The sequence below is a fragment of the Streptomyces sp. NA04227 genome (assembly GCF_013364195.1).
Lineage (GTDB): Bacteria > Actinomycetota > Actinomycetes > Streptomycetales > Streptomycetaceae > Streptomyces.
This window is the reverse complement of record NZ_CP054918.1, coordinates 247,547-270,007: the sequence shown is the minus strand read 5'-3', so window position 1 is coordinate 270,007 and position 22,461 is coordinate 247,547. Positions and strand designations below refer to the sequence as shown.

The window sequence follows — 22,461 nt, the reverse complement described above, 5'->3', positions numbered from 1 at the left end:
AGCGGAGGCCAGTCACACGGGGGCGGTACCGGCGGTTGTGCCGGTACCGCCCTCGCACGTACGTGGCGGGCGCGGGGGAGGACCCGGACCTCAGGCCGTGAGGTCCACGACCACCTTCACGTCGTCGGGGCCCTTGCGCAGTGCCTCGGGGGTGAGCCCGCTGAGCGGCACCCGGCGGGTGATCAGGCCCTTCAGCCAGTGCGGATCGGCGTCCGCGAGCGCCTCCGCGGCCTGTTCGAAGTTGCGGCGGTTGGCGTTGACGGAGCCGAACATCACCGTGTTCTCCAGGACCATGTCCTTGTTGCCCTCGTCGAGCGGTACCGGTGTCCGGCGGCCGCTCGCGGCGATGCCGGTCAGGCAGATGATGCCGGAGGGCGCCACCTTGCGGGTGAGGTCGAAGACCAGCGGCCCGTGCCCGGTGGTGTCGACGACGATGTCCGGCGTCGTCGGGACGTTGTCGAGGCCGCCGACGTGGAAGGTGGCACCGAGCCCCTCGACGAGCCCGGTCTTCGGCTCACCGCCCTTGATGTCCATCACGTGCACGTCCAGCTCCCGCTGCACCCCCATCAGCGCGGCGAGCAGACCGATCGGACCCGCGCCCGTCACCAGCACCGACCGGGGCCTGAGCGGCGCGCGCGTGACGAAGCGGTCGATCTGCTCCCAGGCCTTGGCGAGCACCGAGGCCGGTTCGAGGAGTACGCCGCAGTCGCCGAGCCGGGGATCGAGCCGGATCGTGTACTCGGGCTCGATGCGCCACAACTGCGAGCCGTAGCCGTCGAGTTCCTTGATGCCGCGCTCGGTGAACCGCCCGTTGGCGCAGAAGTCCCACGAGCCGTGCGCACAGGGCTCGCAGGGCACCGGGTCGGGTCTGCGGACGATTCCCGCGACCAGGTCACCGGCGGCGAAGCCGCTGCCGGGCGGTGCGTCGAGCACGGTGCCGAGCGACTCGTGGCCGAGGACGAGACTCGGCCGGCCGGGCGGCAGGGCGCCGTACCCGTCCTCCATGATGTCGATGTCGGTGCCGCAGATCCCCAGCAGACGCCCTTCGACGAGCAGTTCTCCCGGGCCGGGCCGGGAGAACTGCTCGTCGAGCGTCTCGACCTGCACCAGGCCGGGGTTGCCGGGCACCACGGTGATCGCCTTCATGTGCGTTCTCCCATCGGGGATCCCGGACCGGCGGGCCGCGCCGCCCGGTCTGCCGCCCGGATCTGCCGGGCGCGCCCACGGCGGGGCACCGGGGATCGTTACGGAATGTGTTCGTCCGCTTCCGTGCCCACGATAGGCACCGGCCGGGGGCCTGTCCCCCTGGGCCGGGACCGCTGCGCCCGGCCGGGCGAATAGGGTCTGCGGGCCGCTCGGGGCCCGGACCGGTAGGAGAACGCATGCGCCGAGCCGCGCCCGGTTCGCCAGGCCCGCCGTACAGGGCCCGGAGTGCCGACGAACAGCCGAGCGGGACCGGCCACGCCGGGCGGGATCCCGCTATGGCCTGCGGAAGGGACCGCCTTCTCCCCCGCGGAGAACGGTCCCCTCACGCTGTGGGCCGGGCGGTGCACGGTGGACGGCGCCGGGGCCGTCACAACGGCTGCGACCTGCATGAGCTTTGTCAGAGATCCGCTTCGGCGCAAGCTTTTCGACGGGCATGGAAAAGCGACTTGGCGTACCCAACGCGACTCCCCGTACCCAACCGATCAGATCAGCAGGTCCAGGAGTGCGTCGCCGCGGTCGGTGCGCGAGAGCATCACCTGCTGGCCGCGGCGTTCGCGCCGGAGCAGGCCGGCCTGCTCAAGCTGGGCGCAGTGGTAGGTGAGCGTGCCGGGGCTGCAGCCGATGCGCGTCGCCAAGTCGCCCATGGCGAGCGGCTGTCCGCAGCCGCGCAGGACCTCGGCGCGCCGCGGCCCGAGGAGGAGTTGCAGGGCGTCGGTGCCGGGCGGGACCCGGTCACCGTCCTCCCAGAGGTGGCCGATCCCGGGTACCGGGTAGCCGATCCACACCAGGTCCGGCCGGTCCAGGGCGAACATCGAGGCACCAGGTCCGGAGACGATCGGGACGAGCAGCAGCCGCCGGTCGTCCAGGGCGAATCCGGCGGCCTGCTGGTCCGGCAGCAGCAGCCGCTCCTGTGCGTAGCGGAAACGCGGACTGACCGAGCCGAGCAGTACGTCCACGTTGCCGGTCACCGCCGCCACCCCGACGCGTTCCGTCTCACGCCCGAGCAGCGGCGCCGCCCGCCGCCACACCGGCGCGAACTCCTCCCACACCCGCTCCAGGACCTGTGCGTACGACCGCAGCCACTGCCCTGGACGGTCCACCACCGGCTGCCACTGCGGCGGGACGAAGTCGGGGAACTCGGCCTCCAGTTCGCCGAGCAGGATGTCCGGGGCGAGTTCGGCCAGGTGCGCGCACTGGCCCGGTACGTCGCCGTCCGGCATGAGCGCCGTCGGCGTCAGACAGTCCGGGATCACCGAGTACGCGGGGTCGAAGAGCGGGGCGAGGACCGCGTCGGCGCCCGGGGGTGCGGTACGCCGGACCAGGCGGCGCCAGTGTTCGGGCAGGCCCTGGGCGCGGCCGCCGAGCGCGTCCGCGACGATCGAGAGCAGGGTGGCGCCTTGATGGGCGGCGACCGACAGGCGCAGGCGGTCCAGCGGACCGAGGCCGAGTTCGGTGTAGCCCTGCATGCCCTGCTCCCGTACCTGTGTGCGCCTGGTCGGCCAGGGTACGCCGGGGACGCGGGCGCGGCGGCCGTCACCCGAGGCCAGGGCCCCGCGACCGGGGCCGCTGCGGCGGCGAGCGCTCTAGCGGCGCTTTAGGGGTGCGTATGAGGGTGCGAGTGGTACTTCTGCCCGAATTGGCCGGAGGAGGCGGCGAGTTGGGGTGGGCGGAGCGGCCGGGCACAGGCGGCCCGTAGCGTCCCGTGGGGCCGGCCGCTCCCGTAGCGGGACCGTGCCAGGTGCCGGATGAATGTCATGTCGTGCAGTCCGTCCCGGCATCGGGGCGTGGACCGCCTTCACCATATTTTTCCGAGAGTGCTCGCCTTTCAGAAACTTGTGAAGGCTGATGTGCGTTGCACAGTCGAACTACCGCACCGGCTAGGGGGAGATGGCGTGGACGACACCGAACTGAGGCCCTATGACGGGGACGTCTCGGACTTCGTCGAGCGCTTCGCGGCCGACCTCACCGAGGCCGGTATGCCGCGGATGGCCGCCCGGGTCTTCGCCTGCCTGCTCGCCGAGGACACCGGCCAGTTGACCTCCGCCGAGCTGACCGAGCGGCTGAGGGCCAGCCCGGCGGCGATATCCGGGGCGGTGCGCTACCTCTCCCAGATCCACATGGTCAGCCGGGAACGCGAGCCCGGTTCGCGGCGCGAGCGCTACCGAGTGCGCGCCGACGTCTGGTACGAGGCGTTCACCAGCCGGGACAAGGAGCTGGCCCGCTGGGAGTCGACGCTCAAGTCGGGAGTGGACGTCCTCGGTGAGCGGACGCCCGCCGGTCAGCGGCTCGCCGAGACCGCCGACTTCTTCGAGTTCATGCAGTTCGAGCTCGCCTCCCTGATGGACCGCTGGCGGGCCCGTCGCGCGGAGCCGTAACGGAGCCGTCCGGCGTGCACGGCGGCGCGGCGGGGAAGTGAGGCCGAAGGGGCGTCGCCTTCGAGGGCGGCCGGGGCGCCGTGCGCTGTCGCGCCCCGAGGGTCGGGCGCCGTCGTGGTCGTGCCCGGGTGGCCGGTGCGGCGCCGGAAGACCCGGGCCACGCACGAGCCGATGACCGCGGTGGCGGCGACCGAGACCGCGAGGCTCAGCCAGTCCGTGGCGAACCAGTGGCTGCCCAGCTGGCCGATGGTGATCAGATACCCGGCCCAGAGCAGCCCCGAGGCCGCCGACCAGGACACGAACGGTCCCATCGGCGCCGGTGAGGTGCCCACGGTGATGTCGAGCAGGGTGCGGCCGCCCGGGACGAAGCGGGCGGCCACGGCGGAGCGCCCCATGCGGGTGGTGAGGGTGCACTGAAGGGTGTCCGAGGCGCGTACCCAGGACGGATGCCGGGCGAGGCGGGCGTGGGTCCACTCCGAACCGTGCCGGGCGAGCAGCATCACCACCAGGTCCCCGAGCAGCGAGGCGGTCGCCACGGCGAGCAGCAGCAGCGACAACGGCAAGGTGGCCTGGGGGAGGGCGAGCGAGGCGGCGATGACGAGCGTGCCGCTCGGCATGACCGGCAGGAGGGAGTCGAGGAAGACGGCGGCCAGGGCCAGCAAGGTGATCCAGCGTGCGTCCAGCAGGATCTCGGCGCTCACGGGCAGCTGCATAACGATGAGACTACCGAAGATTCAGAAAATTGTGAATCTAAGGAAGAGTGGATGGCCTGAACTCATCGTCGGCATGCGAGCCGCACTTACAGGCGGCGTCCGGGCGCGGCCGGGGGAGGTCCGGGCCCGGACGCCGTGGTGACACACCCGCGCGGTCCGGCGCCGGGGGGTGCGGCGGACCGCGCGGGTGCGCGTTCTCAGTGGCTGCGGAAACCCCGGCCGGTCTTCCGGCCCAGATAGCCCGCACCCACCAGATGCTCCAGATGGGCGGCCGGGGCCAGGGAGTCCTCCCGGAAGGCCGCGTGCAGGCTGCGCTGGATCTGGAGGGACACATCGAGGCCGATCACGTCGTGCAGGGCGAGCGGGCCGAGCGGATAGCCGCAGCCCTTCGCCATCACCGTGTCGATGTCCTCGGCGGGCGCGCGGTGTTCCTCCAACAGCCGTACGGCGTCGTTGAGATAGGGGAACAGCAGGGCGTTGACGATGAATCCGGCCCGGTCCGAGCAGCCGACGGGACGCTTGCCAAGCGCGGCGCAGACCTGATGGGCGGTGGCGAGGGCGTCGTGGTCGGTCAGTACGGTGCCGACCACCTCCACCAGTCTCATCACCGGCGCCGGGTTGAAGAAGTGCATGCCGATCACCGACTCGGGGCGGCGGGTGGCCGCGGCGCACTCCACGACCGGCAGGCTCGACGTCGTCGTGGACAGCACCGCGCCGGGGCGGCACACCTCGTCGAGCCGGCCGAAGATCTCGCGTTTGACGGGCAGTTCCTCGGCGACCGCCTCGATGACCAGATCGCAGTCGGCGACGGCCCCGACGCGGTCGGCGCCCACCAGCCCCGCCAGGGCGGCGTCGGCGGCTTCCCGTGCGATCTTCCCGCGCTTCACGCCCCGGTCGAGCGAACGCCCGACGGCCGTGACGGCGTCCTTGGCCTTCACCTCGGTCCGCGCGGTCAGCACCGTCTCGAATCCGCTGCGGGCGAAGACCTCGGCGATCCCGCGGGCCATGGTGCCCGAACCGATGATGCCGACCCGGTGCACGGGCCGCGGCTCGCCCGGTACGGAGACGGGCGCCGTGCCCGCCGTAGGCGCGTCGTCCGGGTAACGGTAGAAGCCCCGGCCGGACTTCACACCGAGCAGCCCCGCCGTGACCATGTGCCCGAGCAACGGCGGTGGCAGGAACCGGCGTTCGCCGGTGGACTCGTACAGCCCGCGCAGCGCGTCCTGTGCGGTGTCCAGGCCGATCAGGTCGAGGTGGGCGAGCGGGCCGAGCGGCAGACCGCAGCCCAGTGTCATCGCGGCATCGATGTCGTCGCGCGAGGCGTAGCGGCGCTCCAGCATCGAGACCGCGCCCGCCAGATAGGCCATCAGCAGGCCGCCACCCGTGAAGCCGGGCAGATCGGTGGCGTCGACCGGGGTACGCCCGAGCAGCGCGACCAGGGCCGCGGCCCGCTCCCGCACCGCCGTGTCGGTGACCGGAGTGGCGACCACCTCGATCACCCCACCGTCCGGGGCGTGCCCCACCGGGTGCAGTCCGACGGTCCTCGGCAGACGGCCCGTCTCGGCGGCGATCCGGGTCACGGACAGCGAGGTCGTGGTGGCGAGTACCGTGTCGGGACCGCACAGTTCGGCGGCCCTGCGCAGCAGGGAGGTCTTCAGCGCGAAGTCCTCGGGGACCGCCTCGATCACCAGATCGCTGCCCGCCGCCGCGGCCGCGTCGAGCGAGTAGTCGACCGCGCCCGCGGCCTCTCCCGCGGCCCGCTCCACCGCCTCGCGTCCGCGGGCCAGCCGGGCCGCGTCCGCCTCCACGGCGGTGACCCGGATCCCGGCCCGGGCGAGGGAGGCCACCAGGGCGGCGCCGACCGTGCCGAGGCCGAAGACGGCGACGGTACGGAAGGCGGGCGGTGCGGACGTCATACGTGGTCCTTTCGATGGATGGGGGCGGCCTCGCCGTCCCAGCGCAGCAGCGCGGACCCCAGCGACATCCCGCCGCCGAACCCGGTGAGCAGCAGTACGTCCCCGTCCGCGAATGCCCCCGTACGGCAGGCCTCGTCGAGCGTGACCGGGATGGAAGCGGCGCTGGTGTTGCCGTGCCGGTCGACGGTCAGATGGGTGCGGGCGCTGTCGAGACCGAGCTCGGGCAGCAGCTTGCGCAGCATCACGCCGTTGGCCTGGTGCGGTACGAAGTGGTCGACGTCGTCCAGCGAGAGCCCGCTCGCCTCGACGACTTCCCGTACGGCGGCGGGCAGTTGGGCGGCGACGAATTCGCTGACCCCACGCCCGTTCATATGGAAGTGGTGCAGGCCCTCGGCCACCGTCTTCTCCGAGGCGGGCAGACGGCTGCCGCCCGCCGGGACATGGATGAGCCCGTGCTCCTCGCCGGTGCTGGTCAGCCGCCAGCCGAGCAGTCCGTGCCCGTCCCGCACCGGTCCGAGGACCACCGCACCCGCGCCGTCCCCGAACAGGACGGCCGTCCTGCGGTCCGCGCGGTCGATGATCCGCGAGTAGGTGTCGGCGCCGATGACGAGGGCGTAACCGTCTCCCGCCCCCGCCCCGCCCGGAATCAGCCGCGCGGCCGTCACGAGGCCGAACACGAAGCCACTGCACACCGAGTTGAGGTCAAAGGCGGCCGCGTTGACCGCGCCGATCCGGTCCTGCACCAGACAGGCGGTGGCGGGCTGGGGGCTGTCCGGCGTGGAGGTCGCGAGCAGAATCCAGGACAGCTGACGCGCCTCGATCCCGGCCGCGTCGAGCGCCGCCCGGGCCGCCTCGACGGCCAGGTCGCTGGTGGCCTCCGAGTCGGCGGCGTAGCGACGCTCGACGATCCCCGTCTTGCGCTCGATCCACTCCTCGGTGACTCCGGCGCGCTCGGCCACCACGGCGTTCGACACTCTGTCGGCAGGCAGATAGGACCCGGTGCCCAGTAATCCTATTCCTGTCATGTCGGGCTCCTGACGGTTGCGGCCGACGGTGAATAGCCGGAAAGTAATTCACCGGGCACTGCTCTAATGGGCAATACGGTCATGGTTCTTGAGATCCACGCACGCCGGTAACCCTTGCCCTGACCCCTATCGACCCCTGCCTGCCGCTTCCCCAGGTGACGCCTCGCTCCGCGCTAGTCAGTCTTTAGCGCTGGGGGCGAGCGTCTCGGTGATAGTCCGCTGTGAATTCCCCCGGTTCTCGGTCCGCCGCACCGGCGGATTACCGAGGACGTATATCAGTGGTGCGTGCGTTACGGAGAAGGGGGACATCGTGGCTGACCCGGTGAATTCGCGGCAGGCGACTGGGATTGCGCAGACACCTGACCGGGGCACCGGACCGGTCGCCGTCATCGGCATGGCCTGCCGTCTCCCCGGTGCCGAAGACCCCGGCGCCTACTGGCAGTTGCTGCGTGCGGGCACCGACGCGGTGACCGAGGTGCCCGAGGCCCGGCGCTCCGCGGTGCCCGAGGGTGCGGGCGCGGAGCTCGCGCGCGGCGGATTCCTGGACCGGGTCGACGAGTTCGACGCGGCCTTCTTCGGTATCTCGCCGCGCGAGGCGGCCGCCATGGACCCCCAGCAGCGCCTCGTACTCGAGCTCGTCTGGGAAGCCCTGGAGGACGCGGGCACCGTTCCCGCCGCCCTCAAGGACTCCGGCACCGGTGTCTACGTCGGCGCGATCTGGGACGACTACGCGAAACTCGTCCAGCGGCACGGCGACCCCGCCGTCACCCAGCACAGCTTCACCGGCCTGAACCGCGGCGTCATCGCCAACCGGGTCTCCTACACCCTCGGCCTTAACGGCCCCAGCCTGACCGTCGACACCGCGCAGTCCTCCTCCCTGGTCGCCGTCCACCTCGCCTGCCAGGCCCTGCTCACCGGCGAGGCCGACCTCGCGCTCGCGGGCGGCGTCAACCTCCTTATCGATCCGGCGAGTTCGGAGGTCACCGCCAAGTTCGGCGGCCTGTCCCCGGACGGCCGCTGCCACACCTTCGACGAGCGCGCCAACGGCTTCGTACGCGGCGAGGGCGGCGGTGTGGTGCTGCTCAAGCCCCTCGACGCCGCCCTCGCCGACGGCGACCGCGTGCACTGCGTGATCCTCGGCAGCTCCGTCAACCACGACGGCGCCACCGACGGCCTGACCGTGCCCAGCGTCTCGGCGCAGGCCGAGGTCGTACGCCGCGCCCTCGAAGCGGCCGGACAGCAGGCACCCGCGGTGCAGTACGTCGAACTCCACGGCACCGGCACGCCCGTGGGCGACCCCGTCGAGGCCGCCGCACTCGGGGCGGCGCTCGGCGAACGCGGCGGCGCGGGCCCCCTCGCGGTGGGCTCGGCCAAGACCAACATCGGTCACCTGGAGGCCGCCGCGGGCATCGCGGGCCTGCTCAAGGCCGCCCTCGCGATACGCCACCGGGAACTCCCGCCGAGCCTCCACTTCCGCACCCCCAACCCCTCCATCGACCTGGCCGCGCTCGGACTCAAGGTCCAGGAACAGCACGGCAGTTGGCCGCACCCCGAGCGCCCGCTGATCGCCGGAGTGAGCTCCTTCGGCCTCGGCGGCACCAACGCCCACGTCGTCCTCGGCGAGCCGCCCGCCCCGCTGGACGCACACGCGGACACGGCCGCGCATACCGCCCCTGAGAACGCGGCCACGAGCAGTGCGGCCCGCCCCGGCGACGGCACCCTGCTCTTCCCGGTCTCCGGCCACGGTGACAAGGCGCTGCGCGCCCAGGCCCAACGACTCGCGGCGCACCTGCGGGACCTTCCCGAAGCCGAAGCCGCTGCTGCCGGAGCTGAAGCGGGTGCCGGTGCCGAGGTCGACCTCCGCGCCCTCGCCCACGCCCTGGCCCGTACCCGCACCGCGCACAAGGACCGTGCCGTCGTCCTCGCCCGCGACCTGGACGGCCTCACCACCGGCCTCGACGCGCTGGCCGCACGCGGCAGCGCCGCTCAGCTCGTGCAGGGCAGCGCGGTGCGCGGCAGCACCGCCTTCCTGTTCTCCGGACAGGGCAGCCAGCGCCCGGGCATGGGCCGTGAACTCCACGCCGCACAGCCCGCGTTCGCGCGCGCCTTCGACGAGGTCTGCGCCGCGCTTGACCCGTACCTCGAACGGCCGCTGCACGAGATCGCCTTCGCCGAGGAGGGCACCCCCGAAGCCGCCCTCCTGGACCGCACCGCCTACACCCAGCCCGCCTTGTTCGCCTTCGAGGTGGCCCTGCACCGGCTGCTCGAAGAGCTCGGCGTACGGCCGGACTTCCTCGTCGGCCACTCCATCGGCGAGCTGGCCGCCGCCCATGTCGCGGGTGTGCTCTCGCTCGCCGACGCCGCCGAACTGGTCGCCGCGCGCGGCAAGTTGATGGACGCGCTGCCCGAGGGCGGCGCCATGGCCGCGCTCCAGGCGGCGGAGGACGAGGTCCTGCCGCTGCTCGCGGACCGCGCGGGCATCGCCGCGATCAACGGCCCGGCGGCCGTCGTCGTCTCCGGCGACGAGGCCGACGTCGACCAACTCGCCGTGCACTTCGCCGAATTGGGCCGCAAGACCAAGCGTCTGCGTGTCAGCCATGCGTTCCACTCCGCGCACATGGACGGCATGCTCGAAGACTTCCGCGCGGTCGCCGAACGGCTGACCTACCACCCCGCGCGCATCCCGGTCGTCTCCAACCTCACCGGCCGCCCCGTCGGCGACGAGGAACTCGGCAGCGCCGACTACTGGGTACGCCACGTCCGTCAGGCCGTACGTTTCGCCGACGGCATCGCCGCCCTGGAAGCCGCGGGCGTCACCCGCTACGTCGAACTCGGCCCGGACGGCGCCCTGTCGTCCATGGGCCGCGACTGCGCCGACCCGCACTCCGTCTTTGTACCGGTGCAGCGCGGCACCCGCCTCCCCGAGAGCGAAGCGCTCACCTCGGCCCTCGCCCGCATGCACACCACCGGCATCGCCCTCGACTGGGACACGCTGCTCGGCGCCCGGCCCGGCCATGTCGAACTGCCCACGTACGCCTTCCAACGCCGCAGCCACTGGATCGACACCACCGGCGGACCGCGCACCCTCACGCCCACGGCGACCGAACCTCACACCGACGCAGACGCAGGCACAGACACCGCCTACGACGCCGCCCCCGAGGAGCTCGCGGAATCGGCCCTGCGCGAGCGCCTCACCGGCCTGTCCGCGAGTGAGCAGGAACGTGCCGTGCAGCGGCTGCTGCGCGAGCACATCGCCGCCGTGCTCCAGCTCGACCCGAGCGACGAGATCGATCCGCGCAGCACCTTCCAGGAGCTGACCTTCGACTCCTGGACCGCGGTGGAACTGCGCGACGCCCTGACCCTCGCCACCGGCCTCGCCCTGCCGAGCACCCTGCTCTTCGACTACCCGACCCCGCTGGCACTCGGCGCCTACCTGCGTGAACTGGCCCTGGGCGGCGGCCAGTCGACCGCGGTCGCCGAGCGAGCGGGCGCCGCGGACGAACCGATCGCCGTCGTCGCGATGAGCTGCCGCTTCCCCGGGAACGTCGACACCCCCGAGGCGCTGTGGCAGGTCCTCGCCGAGGGCCGTGACGTCATCGGTGCCTTCCCCGAGGACCGCGGCTGGGACCTGGCGGGGCTGTACGACCCGGAGGGCAAGCAGCCCGGCAAGCACTATGTGCGCGAGGGCGGCTTCCTGAGCGATGCCACCCGCTTCGACCCGGCCTTCTTCGGGATCTCCCCGCGCGAGGCCACCTCCATGGACCCGCAGCAGCGGCTCCTCCTGGAGACCTCCTGGGAGGCCGTCGAGCGCGCGGGCATCGACCCGGTGGCACTCAAGGGCAGCCGCACCGGTGTCTTCGTCGGCGCCACCTTCCAGGACTACGGGCCGCGTCTGCACGAGGGCACGGAGACGACCGAGGGCTACCTGATGACGGGCAGCACGCCCAGCGTCGCCTCCGGCCGGATCGCCTACACCCTCGGTCTGGTGGGGCCCGCGCTGACCGTGGACACCGCCTGCTCCGCCTCCCTGGTCGCCCTGCACCTGGCCGCGCAGTCCCTGCGGCAGGGCGAGTGCACGCTCGCGCTGGCCGGTGGTGTGACGGTCATGCCCACCCCCGGCATCTTCGTCGAGCTCACCCGCCAGCGCGCCCTGTCCGCCGACGGCCGCTGCAAGTCCTTCTCCGCAGACGCCGACGGCACCGGCTGGTCCGAGGGCGCGGGCGTCCTCGTCCTGGAGAAGCTGTCCGACGCACGCCGCAACGGCCACCAAGTGCTCGCCGTCATCCGGGGTTCGGCCACCAACCAGGACGGGGCGAGCAACGGCCTCACCGCGCCCAACGGCCCGTCCCAGCAGCGCGTCATCCGCCAGGCCCTGGCCAACGCCGGAGTCACGGCGCAGAGCGTCGACGCGGTGGAGGCGCACGGCACCGGTACCCGGCTCGGCGACCCCATCGAGGCGCACGCCCTGCTCGCCACCTACGGCCAACAGCGCGGCGAGGGCGCCCCGTTGCGCCTCGGCTCGCTGAAGTCCAACATCGGCCACACCCAGCAGGCTGCCGGAGTCGCGGGCGTCATCAAGATGGTCCTCGCCCTGCGCAACGAGAGCCTGCCCCGCACCCTCCACGCGGCCGAGCCCTCCCCGCACATCGACTGGTCCGCCGGTGCCGTGGAACTCCTGGGCGAGCCCGTGCCCTGGCCGCGCGGCGAGCGGCCGCGCCGGGCCGGTGTCTCCTCCTTCGGCATCAGCGGCACCAACGCCCACCTGATTCTGGAAGAGGCACCGACGGACGACGAGTCCGCCGCCCGCACCGAGCCGTCGCCCCAGCGCGGACCGCTGCCCTGGCTGCTGTCCGCCCGCAACGAGAGTGCCCTGCGCGACCAGTCCGACCGCCTGGCCGCCTTCGCCGCCGCCCAGCCGGACTCCGCCGGACTCGCCGCCGCCCTGGCCACCTCCCGAACCGCCTTCGAGCATCGGGCAGTTGTGATCGGCGACTCGCACACCGAACTCCTCGCCGGACTCGAACGCCCCGCCGTACGCGCCGTCGCCGCCCCCCGGAACAAGACCGTGTTCGTGTTCCCGGGGCAGGGTTCGCAGTGGGAGGGCATGGCGGTCGAACTCCTGGACTCTTCCCCGGTGTTCGCGGAGCGGTTCGCCGAGGTGGCCGACGCCGTGGAGGCGTATGTCGACTGGTCGGTCGAGGCGGTCCTGCGCGGCGCCGAGGACGCGCCGTCGCTGGAGCGCATCGAGGTGCTTCAGCCGGTTCTCTTCACCGTGATGGTGTCGCTGGCTCACGTGTGGCAGTCGGTGGGTGTCGAGCCGGATGCGGTGGTGGGGCATTCGCAGGGTGAGATCGCGGCTGCTGCGGTGTCGGGTGCGTTGTCGCTGGAGGACGCCGCGCGGATCGTGGTGCTGAGGTCTCAGCTCTTCGCGGATGAGCTTGTTGGCAAGGGTGCCGTGGCTTCGGTGTCGTTGCCCGCGGCCGAAGTTGAGGCGCGTATCGCCCGGTTCGGGGATGCGTTGTCGATCGCGGGGAACAACGGTCCGCGTTCGGTGACGGTCGCCGGTGAAGTCCCGGCTCTGGAAGAGCTGGTGGCGGAGCTGGAGGCGGAGGAAGTCCGCGCGAAGGTGATCGGCTCGACGGTCGCTTCGCACTGCGCGCAGGTCGACCCGCTGCATGACCGCATCCTTGACCTGTTGTCCTTCGTGGAGCCGCGTGAGGGCAGTGTTCCGCTGTACTCGACGGTCACGGGTGAGGCGTTGACCGGCGTCGAGTTGGATGCCGCGTACTGGTACGAGAACTGCCGTCGCCCGGTGAGCTTCGAGCCGGTCGTACGGGCTCTGCTCGCCGACGGTTTCGACGTGTTCGTGGAGTCGAGTGCGCACCCTGTCCTGACGTACGGCATATCGGAGACGGCCGACGACGCCGGTGCCGAGGTCGTCGCACAGGGCACGCTCCGTCGCCAAGAAGGCGGTCTGCGACGGGTGTTGACGTCCCTCGCCGAGGCCTGGAGCCGGGGCGTGGCCGTCGACTGGGCCGTGCTGCTGCCGCGTCCGGTACGCGAGCTGGGGACCGAACTGCCCACGTACCCGTTCCAGCGCGAGCGCTACTGGCTGGACCTGCCGGATGCCGCCGCGGGCGATGTGGGCGCGGCGGGCCTCACCGAGGTGGGGCACCCGCTGCTCGGTGCCGCTGTGCGGGCCGCGGACGGGGACCGGTTCCTGCTGACGGGACGGCTTTCGCTGCGTACGCATCCCTGGCTCGCCGACCACGGCGCCCTCGGCTCCGTGCTGCTGCCCGGAACCGCCTTTGTGGAGCTGGCCGTTCGGGCCGGTGACGAGGCGGGCTGCCGGCACCTGGAGGAACTCACGCTCCAGGCGCCGCTGGTGCTGCCCGAACAGGGCGCTGTACAGATCCAGGTCGGCGTGGGACCCGCGGACGCCTCGGGACGCCGTGAGGTCACCGTGCACTCGCGGCCCGACACGGACGAGCAGACGGAGGTCTGGGTCCGGCACGCGCAGGGCTTCCTCGCGCCCGCCGGAGCCGCGGCCGCTCAGGAGCCGATCGCGTGGCCGCCGTCCGGCGCGGAGCGTATCGACCTGACCGGCTTCTACGACCGCGCAGCCGCAGCGGGCTACGGCTACGGCCCCGTGTTCCAGGGCCTGAAGTCGGCCTGGCGTGACGGCGACGAGGTGTACGCGGAGGTGGCGCTCGCGCCCGAACAGCAGGAGGAGGCGGGCGAGTTCGGCCTGCACCCGGCGCTGCTCGACGCGGCCCTGCACGCCGAACAGCTCATCCGCGCGGGCCGTGGCGAGGACGCCGGAGTCCGGCTGCCTTTCGTCTGGAGCGGGCTGACCCTGCACGCCGTGGGCGCCTCGGCGCTGCGGCTGCACATGAGCGCGCTGGGCACCGACACGGTGGCCCTGACGGTCACCGACACCGAGGGCGGGGCGGTCGCCTCCGCCAAGTCCCTGGTCCTGCGCCCGCTCGCCTCCGAGCAACTGCGGGCGGGGGCCGCCGCAGACAGTCTCTACCGGGTCGACTGGACGCCCGTGCCCGCGGGCGGCGAGGTCGCGGTGGCCGACTGGGCCGAGCTGGGCGGCAGCGCCTTCCCGGACCTCGGTGCGCTCACCGAGGCGGTCGACGAGGGGATGCCCGTTCCGTCCGTCGTCGTCGCCCCCTTCGAACCCGACGACACGCTCGACGAGGGTCAACTGGCCGTCGCCGCAAGGGCGGAGACCGCGCGGGCCCTGCGACTGGTCCAGGACTGGCTGGCCGAGGACCGGTTCGCCGGTTCCCGGCTGATGCTGGTCACCCGGGGCGCCGTGGCGGTGCGCCCCGGCGAGGACGTCACCGATCTGGTGCACGCTCCGCTGTGGGGACTCGTGCGCTCGGCGCAGTCCGAGAACCGGGACCGGTTCGTGCTCGTGGACCGTGACCCGTGGGACGCCACCGGCGGTGACCTGGTCTCCGCCATGACCACCGGCGAATCCCAACTCGCCGTACGCGACGGCTCGTTGCTGGTGCCGCGCCTCACCCGGGGCGCCGGACAGGGCGAGTCGCGTGCACAGTGGCACCCCGAGGGAACCGTGCTGATCACCGGTGGCACCGGCACGCTCGGCGCCCTGGTCGCCCGGCACCTGGTCACCGAGCACGGCGTACGTCACCTGCTGCTCACCGGACGGCGCGGCCCGGACGCTCCCGGAGCCGCCGAACTCGTCGCCGAACTGGCCGAGTTGGGCGCCAGGGCACACGTCGCCGCCTGTGACGTCGCGGACCGCGACCAGCTCACCGCGCTCCTGGCCGACATCGACCCGGGGCACCCGCTGACCGGTGTGTTCCACGCCGCGGGCGTGCTGGACGACGGCACCGTGGGCGCGCTCACCCCCGAACGTCTCGACGCCGTACTGCGGCCGAAGACCGATGCCGCCTGGCACTTGCACGAGCTGACCCGGGACCGGGACCTGACCGCCTTCGTGATGTTCTCCTCCATCGCGAGTGTCTTCGGCAACCCGGGACAGGCCAACTACGCGGCCGCCAACGCCTTCATGGACGGTCTCGCCCACCGCAGGCACGCCCAGGGACTGCCCGCCACGGCGCTCGCCTGGGGCCTGTGGCAGGAGGCCAGCGGACTGCTCGCGCACCTGGCGGACGGCGACCTCGGCTGGATGAGCAGGGCGGGCATCCTGCCGCTCAGCAACGAGCACGGTCTGGCCCTGCTCGACGCCTCGCTGCGCACCACGGAACAGGCCCTGTTGGTACCCGTCCGGCTCGACGCCGCCACCCTGCGCGGCCGCGCCGCCTCGGGACTTCTGCCCGGCCTCTTCCGTTCCCTGGTCCGGCTGCCCGCACGGCGTGCCGTCGCGGCGGGCGCCGCCGAGGCGGAGGTGTCCGCCCTCGTGCGCAGGCTCGGGAGCCTGGACGCGGCCGAGCAGGAACGTGAACTCGTCGACGTCGTACGGGGCGCGGTCGCCGCCGTCCTCGGCCACGCGGACCCCTCCGCCATCAAACCGGACAAGGCGTTCAAGGCGCTCGGCTTCGACTCGCTGACCGCAGTCGAGCTGCGCGACCAGCTCGGCGCCGCCACCGGCATCCGGCTCCCGGCGACCCTGATCTTCGACCACCCGACGATCGCCGCCGCGGCCCGGTTCCTGCTCGGCGAGGTCCTCGGCACCGGGACCGACACCGCCGCGCCCGAGGCCGCCCCGGTCGCCGGCGCGGCCGACGAACCGATCGCGATCGTCGCCATGGCCTGCCGCTACCCCGGCGGGGTCGGCTCGCCCGAGGACCTGTGGGACCTGGTCGCCGAGGGCCGTGACGCGGTCTCCGCGTTCCCCGAGGACCGCGGCTGGGACCTGGACACCCTCTTCGACCCGGACCCCGCGAAGCTCGGCACGAGTTACGCCAGTGAGGGCGGATTCCTCTACGGCGCCGGGGACTTCGACCCCGAGCTGTTCGGCATCTCGCCGCGCGAGGCACTCGCCATGGACCCGCAGCAGCGGCTCCTCCTGGAGACCGCCTGGGAGCTCTTCGAGCGCGCGGGACTCGACCTGGACGCCGTCCGTGGCAGCCGCACCGGTGTCTTCGCGGGCGCCATGCACCACGACTACGCCTTCCGCGTCGAGGAGAACGCCCAGCGCGTCGAGGGCTACGGGCTCACCGGCACCCAGGGCAGCGTGGTCTCGGGCCGGGTCTCGTACGCCTTCGGCCTTGAGGGCCCGGCCGTCACCGTCGACACGGCCTGCTCGTCCTCGCTGGTGGCCATGCACCTGGCCGCGCAGTCCCTGCGGCAGGGCGAGTGCTCGATGGCGCTCGCGGGCGGTGTCGCCGTCATGGCCACGCCCGGCGTCTTCGTCGAGTTCAGCCGCCAGCGCGGGATGGCCGCCGACGGCCGCTGCAAGTCCTTCGCCGCGGACGCCGACGGCACCGGCTGGGCCGAGGGCGTCGGCCTGGTCCTGCTCGAACGGCTCTCCGAGGCCCGCCGCAAGGGCCACCGTGTCCTCGCGGTGCTGCGCGGCTCGGCCACCAACCAGGACGGGGCGAGCAACGGGCTCACGGCGCCCAACGGCCCGGCCCAGCAGCGTGTCATCCGGCAGGCCCTGGCCAACGCCGGGCTCGGTACGGGCGAGGTGGACGCGGTGGAGGCACACGGCACCGGCACCACCCTCGGCGACCCGATCGAGGCCCAGGCCCTGCTCGCCACCTACGGCAAGGGGCGCGGCGAGGGCGAGCCGCTGTGGCTCGGCTCGCTGAAGTCGAACATCGGCCACGCCCAGGCGGCGGCCGGAGTCGCGGGCGTCATCAAGATGGTGCAGGCCATGCGGCACGGCGTACTGCCGAGCACCCTGCACGCCGAGAACCCCTCGCCCGAGATCGACTGGGAGTCCGGCGCGGTCCGGCTCCTGGGCACCCGCAGGGACTGGCCGGACACCGGCCGCCCGCGCCGTGCGGGCGTCTCGTCCTTCGGAATCAGCGGCACCAACGCGCACGTCGTCCTGGAGGAGGCCCCGGCCGAGCCCGAGGCGCACACCGACAGTGCGTACGACGGCCCTGTTCCGTGGCTGATCTCCGCGCGCAACGAGCGGGCCCTGCGCGGCCAGGCCGAGCGCCTGGCCGCCTATGCCGAGCAACGGCCGGAGGTCCCGCTCACCGCCATCGGCGCGGCGCTCGTCCACGACCGCTCGGCGCTGGAGCACCGCGCCGTCGTCACGGCCGACAGCCGGGAGAGCCAACTGGCGGCGCTGCGCACGCTCGCTGCCGGGCAGGACGGTCCCGCGGTCCGCCGCGGCCACACCGACAGCACCGAGGGCCGCCTCGCCTTCCTGTTCTCCGGCCAGGGCGCACAGCGCGCGGGCATGGGGCGCGAACTGTACGCGGCACGGCCGGAGTTCGCGGCCGCCTTCGACGAGGTGTGCGCCTGCTTCGACGCCGCGTCGGGCAGCGAGCCCGGCGCGGGTCTGCGGGAGCGGATCTTCGCGGCCGAGGGCGGGGAACTGGACCGGACCGAGGTGACCCAGCCCGCGCTCTTCGCCGTCGAGGTGGCCCTGTTCCGGCTCGTGGAGTCGCTCGGGCCGCGCCCGGACTTCGTGGCCGGTCACTCGATCGGTGAACTGGCCGCCGCCCATGTGGCGGGCGTCCTGTCGCTGCCGGACGCCTGCCGCCTCGTCACGGCGCGCGGACGGCTGATGCAGGCGCTGCCCGAGGGCGGGGCGATGGTGTCCGTGCGCGCCACCGAGGCCGAAGTCCGCGAGCTGCTCACCGAGTTGGCGGACCGCGTGGACCTCGCGGCAGTCAACGGGCCCGAGTCCGTGGTGATCTCGGGTGAGGAAGCCGCCGTACTGGACATCGCGGACCGTCTGGAGTCGCAGGGCCGCAAGACCAGGCGGCTGCGGGTCTCGCACGCCTTCCACTCCCCGCTGATGGAGCCGATGCTCGCCGAATTCGAGGCGGTGGCAGCCGAGTTGACGTACCGGGCGCCGTCCGTCCCGGTGGTGTCGAACCTGACCGGTGAGCAGGTGCGCGAGTTCGACGCCGCGTACTGGGTGGAGCATGTGCGCCGCGCGGTGCGCTTCGGCGACGGCATCGCGTACCTGGCCGCCCAGGGCGTGACCCGGTTCGTGGAGCTCGGCCCCGACGGCGTGCTGTCGGCCATGGCACGGGAGTGCCTGCCGGAGGAGTTCGACGGGCTGCTCGTCCCGGCCCTGCGCAAGGACCGCCCGGAGCCGGAGGCGTTCCTGACCGCGCTCGGCGAGGCATGGACCCATGGCGTCGACGTCGACTGGTCCACGCTGTTCGCGGGCCACGGATCACCTGCCGTGGACCTTCCGACGTACGCCTTCCAGCACGAGCGCTACTGGCTGACCCCGGTCGCCGGTGCCTCCGACGCCTCCGGGCTCGGCCTGAGCGCGGCCGGGCACCCGATGCTGGGCGCGGCCGTCCACCTCGCCGAGGGCGACGGACTCGTCTTCACCGGCCGCCTCGCCGCGGGCACCGTCTCCTGGGCGGCCGACCACACGGTCGCCGGGAACGTCCTGCTGCCCGGCACCGCCTTCGTCGAACTCGCCCTGCGGGCAGGCGAAGAGGCGGGCTTCGGACGGCTGGAGGAACTCACCCTTCAGGCGCCGCTGGTACTGCCCGAGCAGGGTGCGGTGCGACTGCAGGTCACCGTGAGCGGTGCGGCGGACGACTCCGAGAGCCGTACTGTCACCATCCATTCGCGGCCCGAGAACGACCACGCGGAGTGGACCCGGCACGCCACCGGCACCCTCACCCCCGAGCTGGCGGCGGAGATCGAGCCTCTGACTGCCGCGTGGCCGCCCGCCGGAGCCGAACCGGTGGCCCTGGACGGCTTCTACGAGGACCTTGCCGAGGCCGGATACGGCTACGGCCCGGCGTTCCAGGGCCTCAAGTCGGCCTGGCGCGACGGCGACCAGGTGTACGCGGAGGTGGCGCTCGCGCCCGAACAGCAGGAGGAGGCGGGCGAGTTCGGCCTGCACCCGGCGCTGCTCGACGCGGCCCTGCACGCCGTACTGCTCGATGTCCCTGGCCAGGGCGAGGGCGCCGAGGTGAAACTCCCCTTCGCCTGGGGCGGGTTGACCGTGCAGGCGCACGGTGCGACGGGCCTTCGGGTCAGGATGACCGGCGTCGGCGGCGACACGGTGTCCGTCACCCTGGCCGACACCACCGGACTGCCGGTGGCCCGGATCGACTCGCTGACCCTGCTGCCGGTACCCGCCGACCAACTGCGTCCGGCCGGTACGGACGGCAACGACGCGCTGTTCCGCGTGGACTGGACACAGGTGTCCGCCGACCACGAACCCGCCCGAGACTGGGCGGTGTTGGGCCCGGACGCGCACCCCGGAACCGGCGAGGACTCGCCCGTCCACGCGGACGTCGCCGGACTCTCGGCGGCGCTGGACCAGGGCGTGACCGCACCCGCGGCGGTCCTGCTGCCCGTGCCCGCCGTGCCCGGCGAACCGACCGCCGAAAGGATGCGCGGCGAGACCGCGCGCCTGCTCACCACGCTTCAGGAGTGGCTGGCCGACGAACGCCTGGAGCAGTCCAAGCTCGTCGTCCTCACCCACGGCGCCGTCGCCGCCCAGCACGGCGAGGACGTGACCGACCTGGTGCACGCGGGTCTGTGGGGCCTGGTGCGCAGCGCGCAGACCGAGAATCCGGGCCGGTTCGTGCTCGTGGACGCGGAGCCCGGCACGGGCACCGCCGAGGACGGTACGACCGTCGACGGCGGGGCCGAGGCCGGGACCCGGTTCCTGCCCGTGATCACCGCGGTGGCCACCGGCGAGGACCAACTCGCCGTCCGGCAGGGCCGGTTCCTCGCACCGAGGCTCGCCCGTAGCAGCGCCGCCGAACTGCTGCCCGTCCCCGCCGACGGTCAGACCTGGCGCCTGGACACGACGGGCGGCGGCACGCTGGAGAGCCTGGCGCTTGTACCGCATCCGGAGGCCACGCGACCGCTGGCAGAGGGCGAGGTACGCATCTCCGTACGCGCCACCGGCCTCAACTTCCGCGATGTGCTGATGGCCCTCGGCATGTACCCGGACAAGATCGTCCTCGGCAGCGAGGCCTCCGGCGTGGTCACCGAGGTCGGTGAGGGCGTCACCGGACTCGCCGTCGGCGACCGTGTGATGGGCATGGTGCCGCACTCCTTCGGCCAACTCGCCGTCGCGGACGCCCGGATGGTGACCCGGATACCCGAGGGGTGGTCCTTCGAAGAGGCCGCCTCGGTACCCGCGGTGTTCCTGACCGCCTACTACGCCCTGGTCGACCTGGCCGGGCTCGGATCCGGCGAGCGGGTGCTCGTCCACTCCGCGGCCGGAGGCGTCGGCATGGCCGCCGTCCAGCTCGCCCGCCACCTGGGCGCCGAAGTGTTCGGCACCGCCAGCGAGGGCAAGTGGGACACCTTGCGGAGCATGGGCCTGGAGGGCGCGCACTACGGCTCCTCCCGGTCGTCCACCTTCGAGGAGCGCTTCCTCGGCGCCACCGAAGGCCATGGCATGGATGTGGTCCTGGACTGCCTGGCCGGTGAACTCGTCGATGCCTCCCTGCGGTTGCTGCCGCGCGGCGGACGCTTCGTCGAGATGGGCAAGACCGACATCCGCGATCCCGAGCAGGTCGCCACCGCCCACCCGGGCGTCATCTACCGCGCCTTCGACCTGATGGAGGCCGGTCCGGACCGCATCGGCGAGATGCTCGCCGAACTCGGCCGTCTCTTCGGTTCCGGTGCGCTCAGCCCGCTCCCGGTGCGCACCTGGGACGTACGCAGGGCCGGTGAGGCCTTCCGGTTCATGTCGCAGGCCAAGCACGTCGGCAAGATCGTGCTGACGGTGCCGCAGGGCTGGGACGCACAGGGCACCGTCCTGGTCACCGGTGGTACGGGCGCGCTCGGTGCCCTGGTCGCCCGGCACCTGGTGACCGAGCACGGCGTACGTCATCTGCTGCTCGCGGGCCGTCGTGGCCCCGACGCTCCGGGCGCGGCCGAACTCGTCGCGGAACTGTGTGAGTTGGGTGCGCGGGCCGAGGTCGTGGCCTGTGACGCCGCCGACCGTGACCGGCTTGCCGACGTGCTTGCGGCGATCCCGGCCGCGCACCCGCTGCGCGCCGTCGTGCACACCGCCGGTGTCCTGGACGACGGCGTCCTCGGCGCACTCACCCCCGAGCGTCTGAGCGCCGTCCTGCGGCCGAAGGTCGACGCGGCGCTCAACCTGCACGAGTTGACCCGCGACAAGGACCTGACCGCCTTCGTCCTGTACTCCTCGGCGGCCGGTGTCCTCGGCAACGCGGGGCAGGCCAACTACGCGGCGGGCAACACCTTCCTGGACGCGCTGGCCGCCCACCGCAGGGCCGCGGGCCTGCCCGGACTCTCGCTCGCCTGGGGGCACTGGGCCGAGTCCAGCGCCATGACCGCCGGGCTCGACGCGGCGGACCTGGCCCGCCTCGCCCGCTCCGGCTTCCTGCCCATGTCCAACGAGGAGGGCCTGCGGCTCTTCGACGACGCCGTACGCCACGACGAGGCGCTGATCGCACCCGTACCGCTCGACCTGGGCGGGCTGCGCACCAAGGCCAGGGCGGGTGAACTGCCCAGTGTCTTCAGGGGACTTGTCCGTACTCCGGTCCGGCGCACCGTGGCGGCGGCGGCCGTCGCCGAGGGCGCGGCGTCGCTCGCGCAGCAGCTCGCCGCGCTCCCGGAGAGCGAGCGCGAGCACATGCTCATGGAGCTGGTGCGCGCCAACGTCGCCACCGTCCTCGGCCACGGTGCGCCCACCGCGATCGGCGCCGACCGCACCTTCAAGGAGCTCGGCTTCGACTCGCTGACCGCCGTCGAGTTCCGCAACCGGCTCGGCGCCGCCACCGGACTGCGGCTGCCCCCGACGCTGATCTTCGACTACCCGACCACCCTCAGCCTCGGCGGTCATCTGCTGAGCGAGCTGGTGCCGGGAGAGGAAGCGGCGCCCGCGGGCGACCTGCTCGGCGCGCTCGACCGGTTCGAGTCCGCCGTACTGGCCGCCGATCCCGCGCTGGCGGACCACGCGGGCGTGACCGCCCGCCTGGCGGAGCTGCTTGAGCGCTGGAAGGCGGCCGCCCCGGCCGAGGAGCGCGCTCCGGCCACCGAGCAGGGGGCCGCCGAACGCCTCGAATCCGCCTCGGCGGACGAGGTCCTCGACTTCATCCAGAACGAGCTCGGGCTCTCCTGACCCGGCAACCCGAAG

Annotated in this window: 7 protein-coding genes; 2 read left to right on the top strand and 5 right to left on the bottom strand. The window is 72.9% G+C overall.

The window, feature by feature from the left end:
* Positions 1 to 90: 90 nt before the first annotated feature.
* A complete protein-coding gene (locus tag HUT18_RS00875) occupies positions 91 to 1,146 on the bottom strand; it encodes a glucose 1-dehydrogenase (RefSeq protein ID WP_176096874.1) in 1,056 nt (351 codons plus the stop codon).
* Positions 1,147 to 1,688: 542 nt separating this feature from the next.
* Positions 1,689 to 2,672: a helix-turn-helix transcriptional regulator gene (locus tag HUT18_RS00870; protein ID WP_176096872.1), complete on the bottom strand. Its 984-nt coding sequence runs from the start codon at positions 2,670 to 2,672 to the stop codon at positions 1,689 to 1,691.
* Positions 2,673 to 3,098: 426 nt separating this feature from the next.
* Between HUT18_RS00870 and HUT18_RS00865 the strand changes: the two genes are divergently transcribed.
* Positions 3,099 to 3,581, top strand: coding sequence for a GbsR/MarR family transcriptional regulator (locus HUT18_RS00865; RefSeq protein ID WP_176096871.1), 483 nt, complete (start codon positions 3,099 to 3,101; stop codon positions 3,579 to 3,581).
* On the opposite strand, the gene HUT18_RS00860 is transcribed toward HUT18_RS00865, so the two are convergent.
* The 3 genes from HUT18_RS00860 to HUT18_RS00850 all read right to left on the bottom strand — a co-directional run bounded on the left by HUT18_RS00860 (position 3,485) and on the right by HUT18_RS00850 (position 7,235).
* Positions 3,485 to 4,294, bottom strand: coding sequence for a DedA family protein (locus HUT18_RS00860; RefSeq protein ID WP_176096869.1), 810 nt, complete (start codon positions 4,292 to 4,294; stop codon positions 3,485 to 3,487). The genes HUT18_RS00865 and HUT18_RS00860 overlap by 97 nt on opposite strands.
* Positions 4,295 to 4,491: 197 nt before the next feature.
* Positions 4,492 to 6,210 (bottom strand): 3-hydroxyacyl-CoA dehydrogenase family protein, encoded by a 1,719-nt coding sequence (locus tag HUT18_RS00855; RefSeq protein ID WP_176096867.1) that lies wholly within the window; start codon positions 6,208 to 6,210, stop codon positions 4,492 to 4,494.
* A complete protein-coding gene (locus tag HUT18_RS00850; protein WP_176096865.1) occupies positions 6,207 to 7,235 on the bottom strand; it encodes a 3-oxoacyl-ACP synthase III family protein in 1,029 nt (342 codons plus the stop codon). Before HUT18_RS00850 ends, HUT18_RS00855 begins: the two co-directional genes overlap by 4 nt.
* Before the next feature lie 310 nt (positions 7,236 to 7,545).
* On the opposite strand from HUT18_RS00850, the gene HUT18_RS00845 reads away from it, so the two are divergent.
* Entirely contained in the window at positions 7,546 to 22,446 is a 14,901-nt protein-coding gene (locus HUT18_RS00845; RefSeq protein WP_254878368.1) for a type I polyketide synthase, read from the top strand.
* The last annotated feature ends 15 nt before the right edge of the window (positions 22,447 to 22,461 follow it).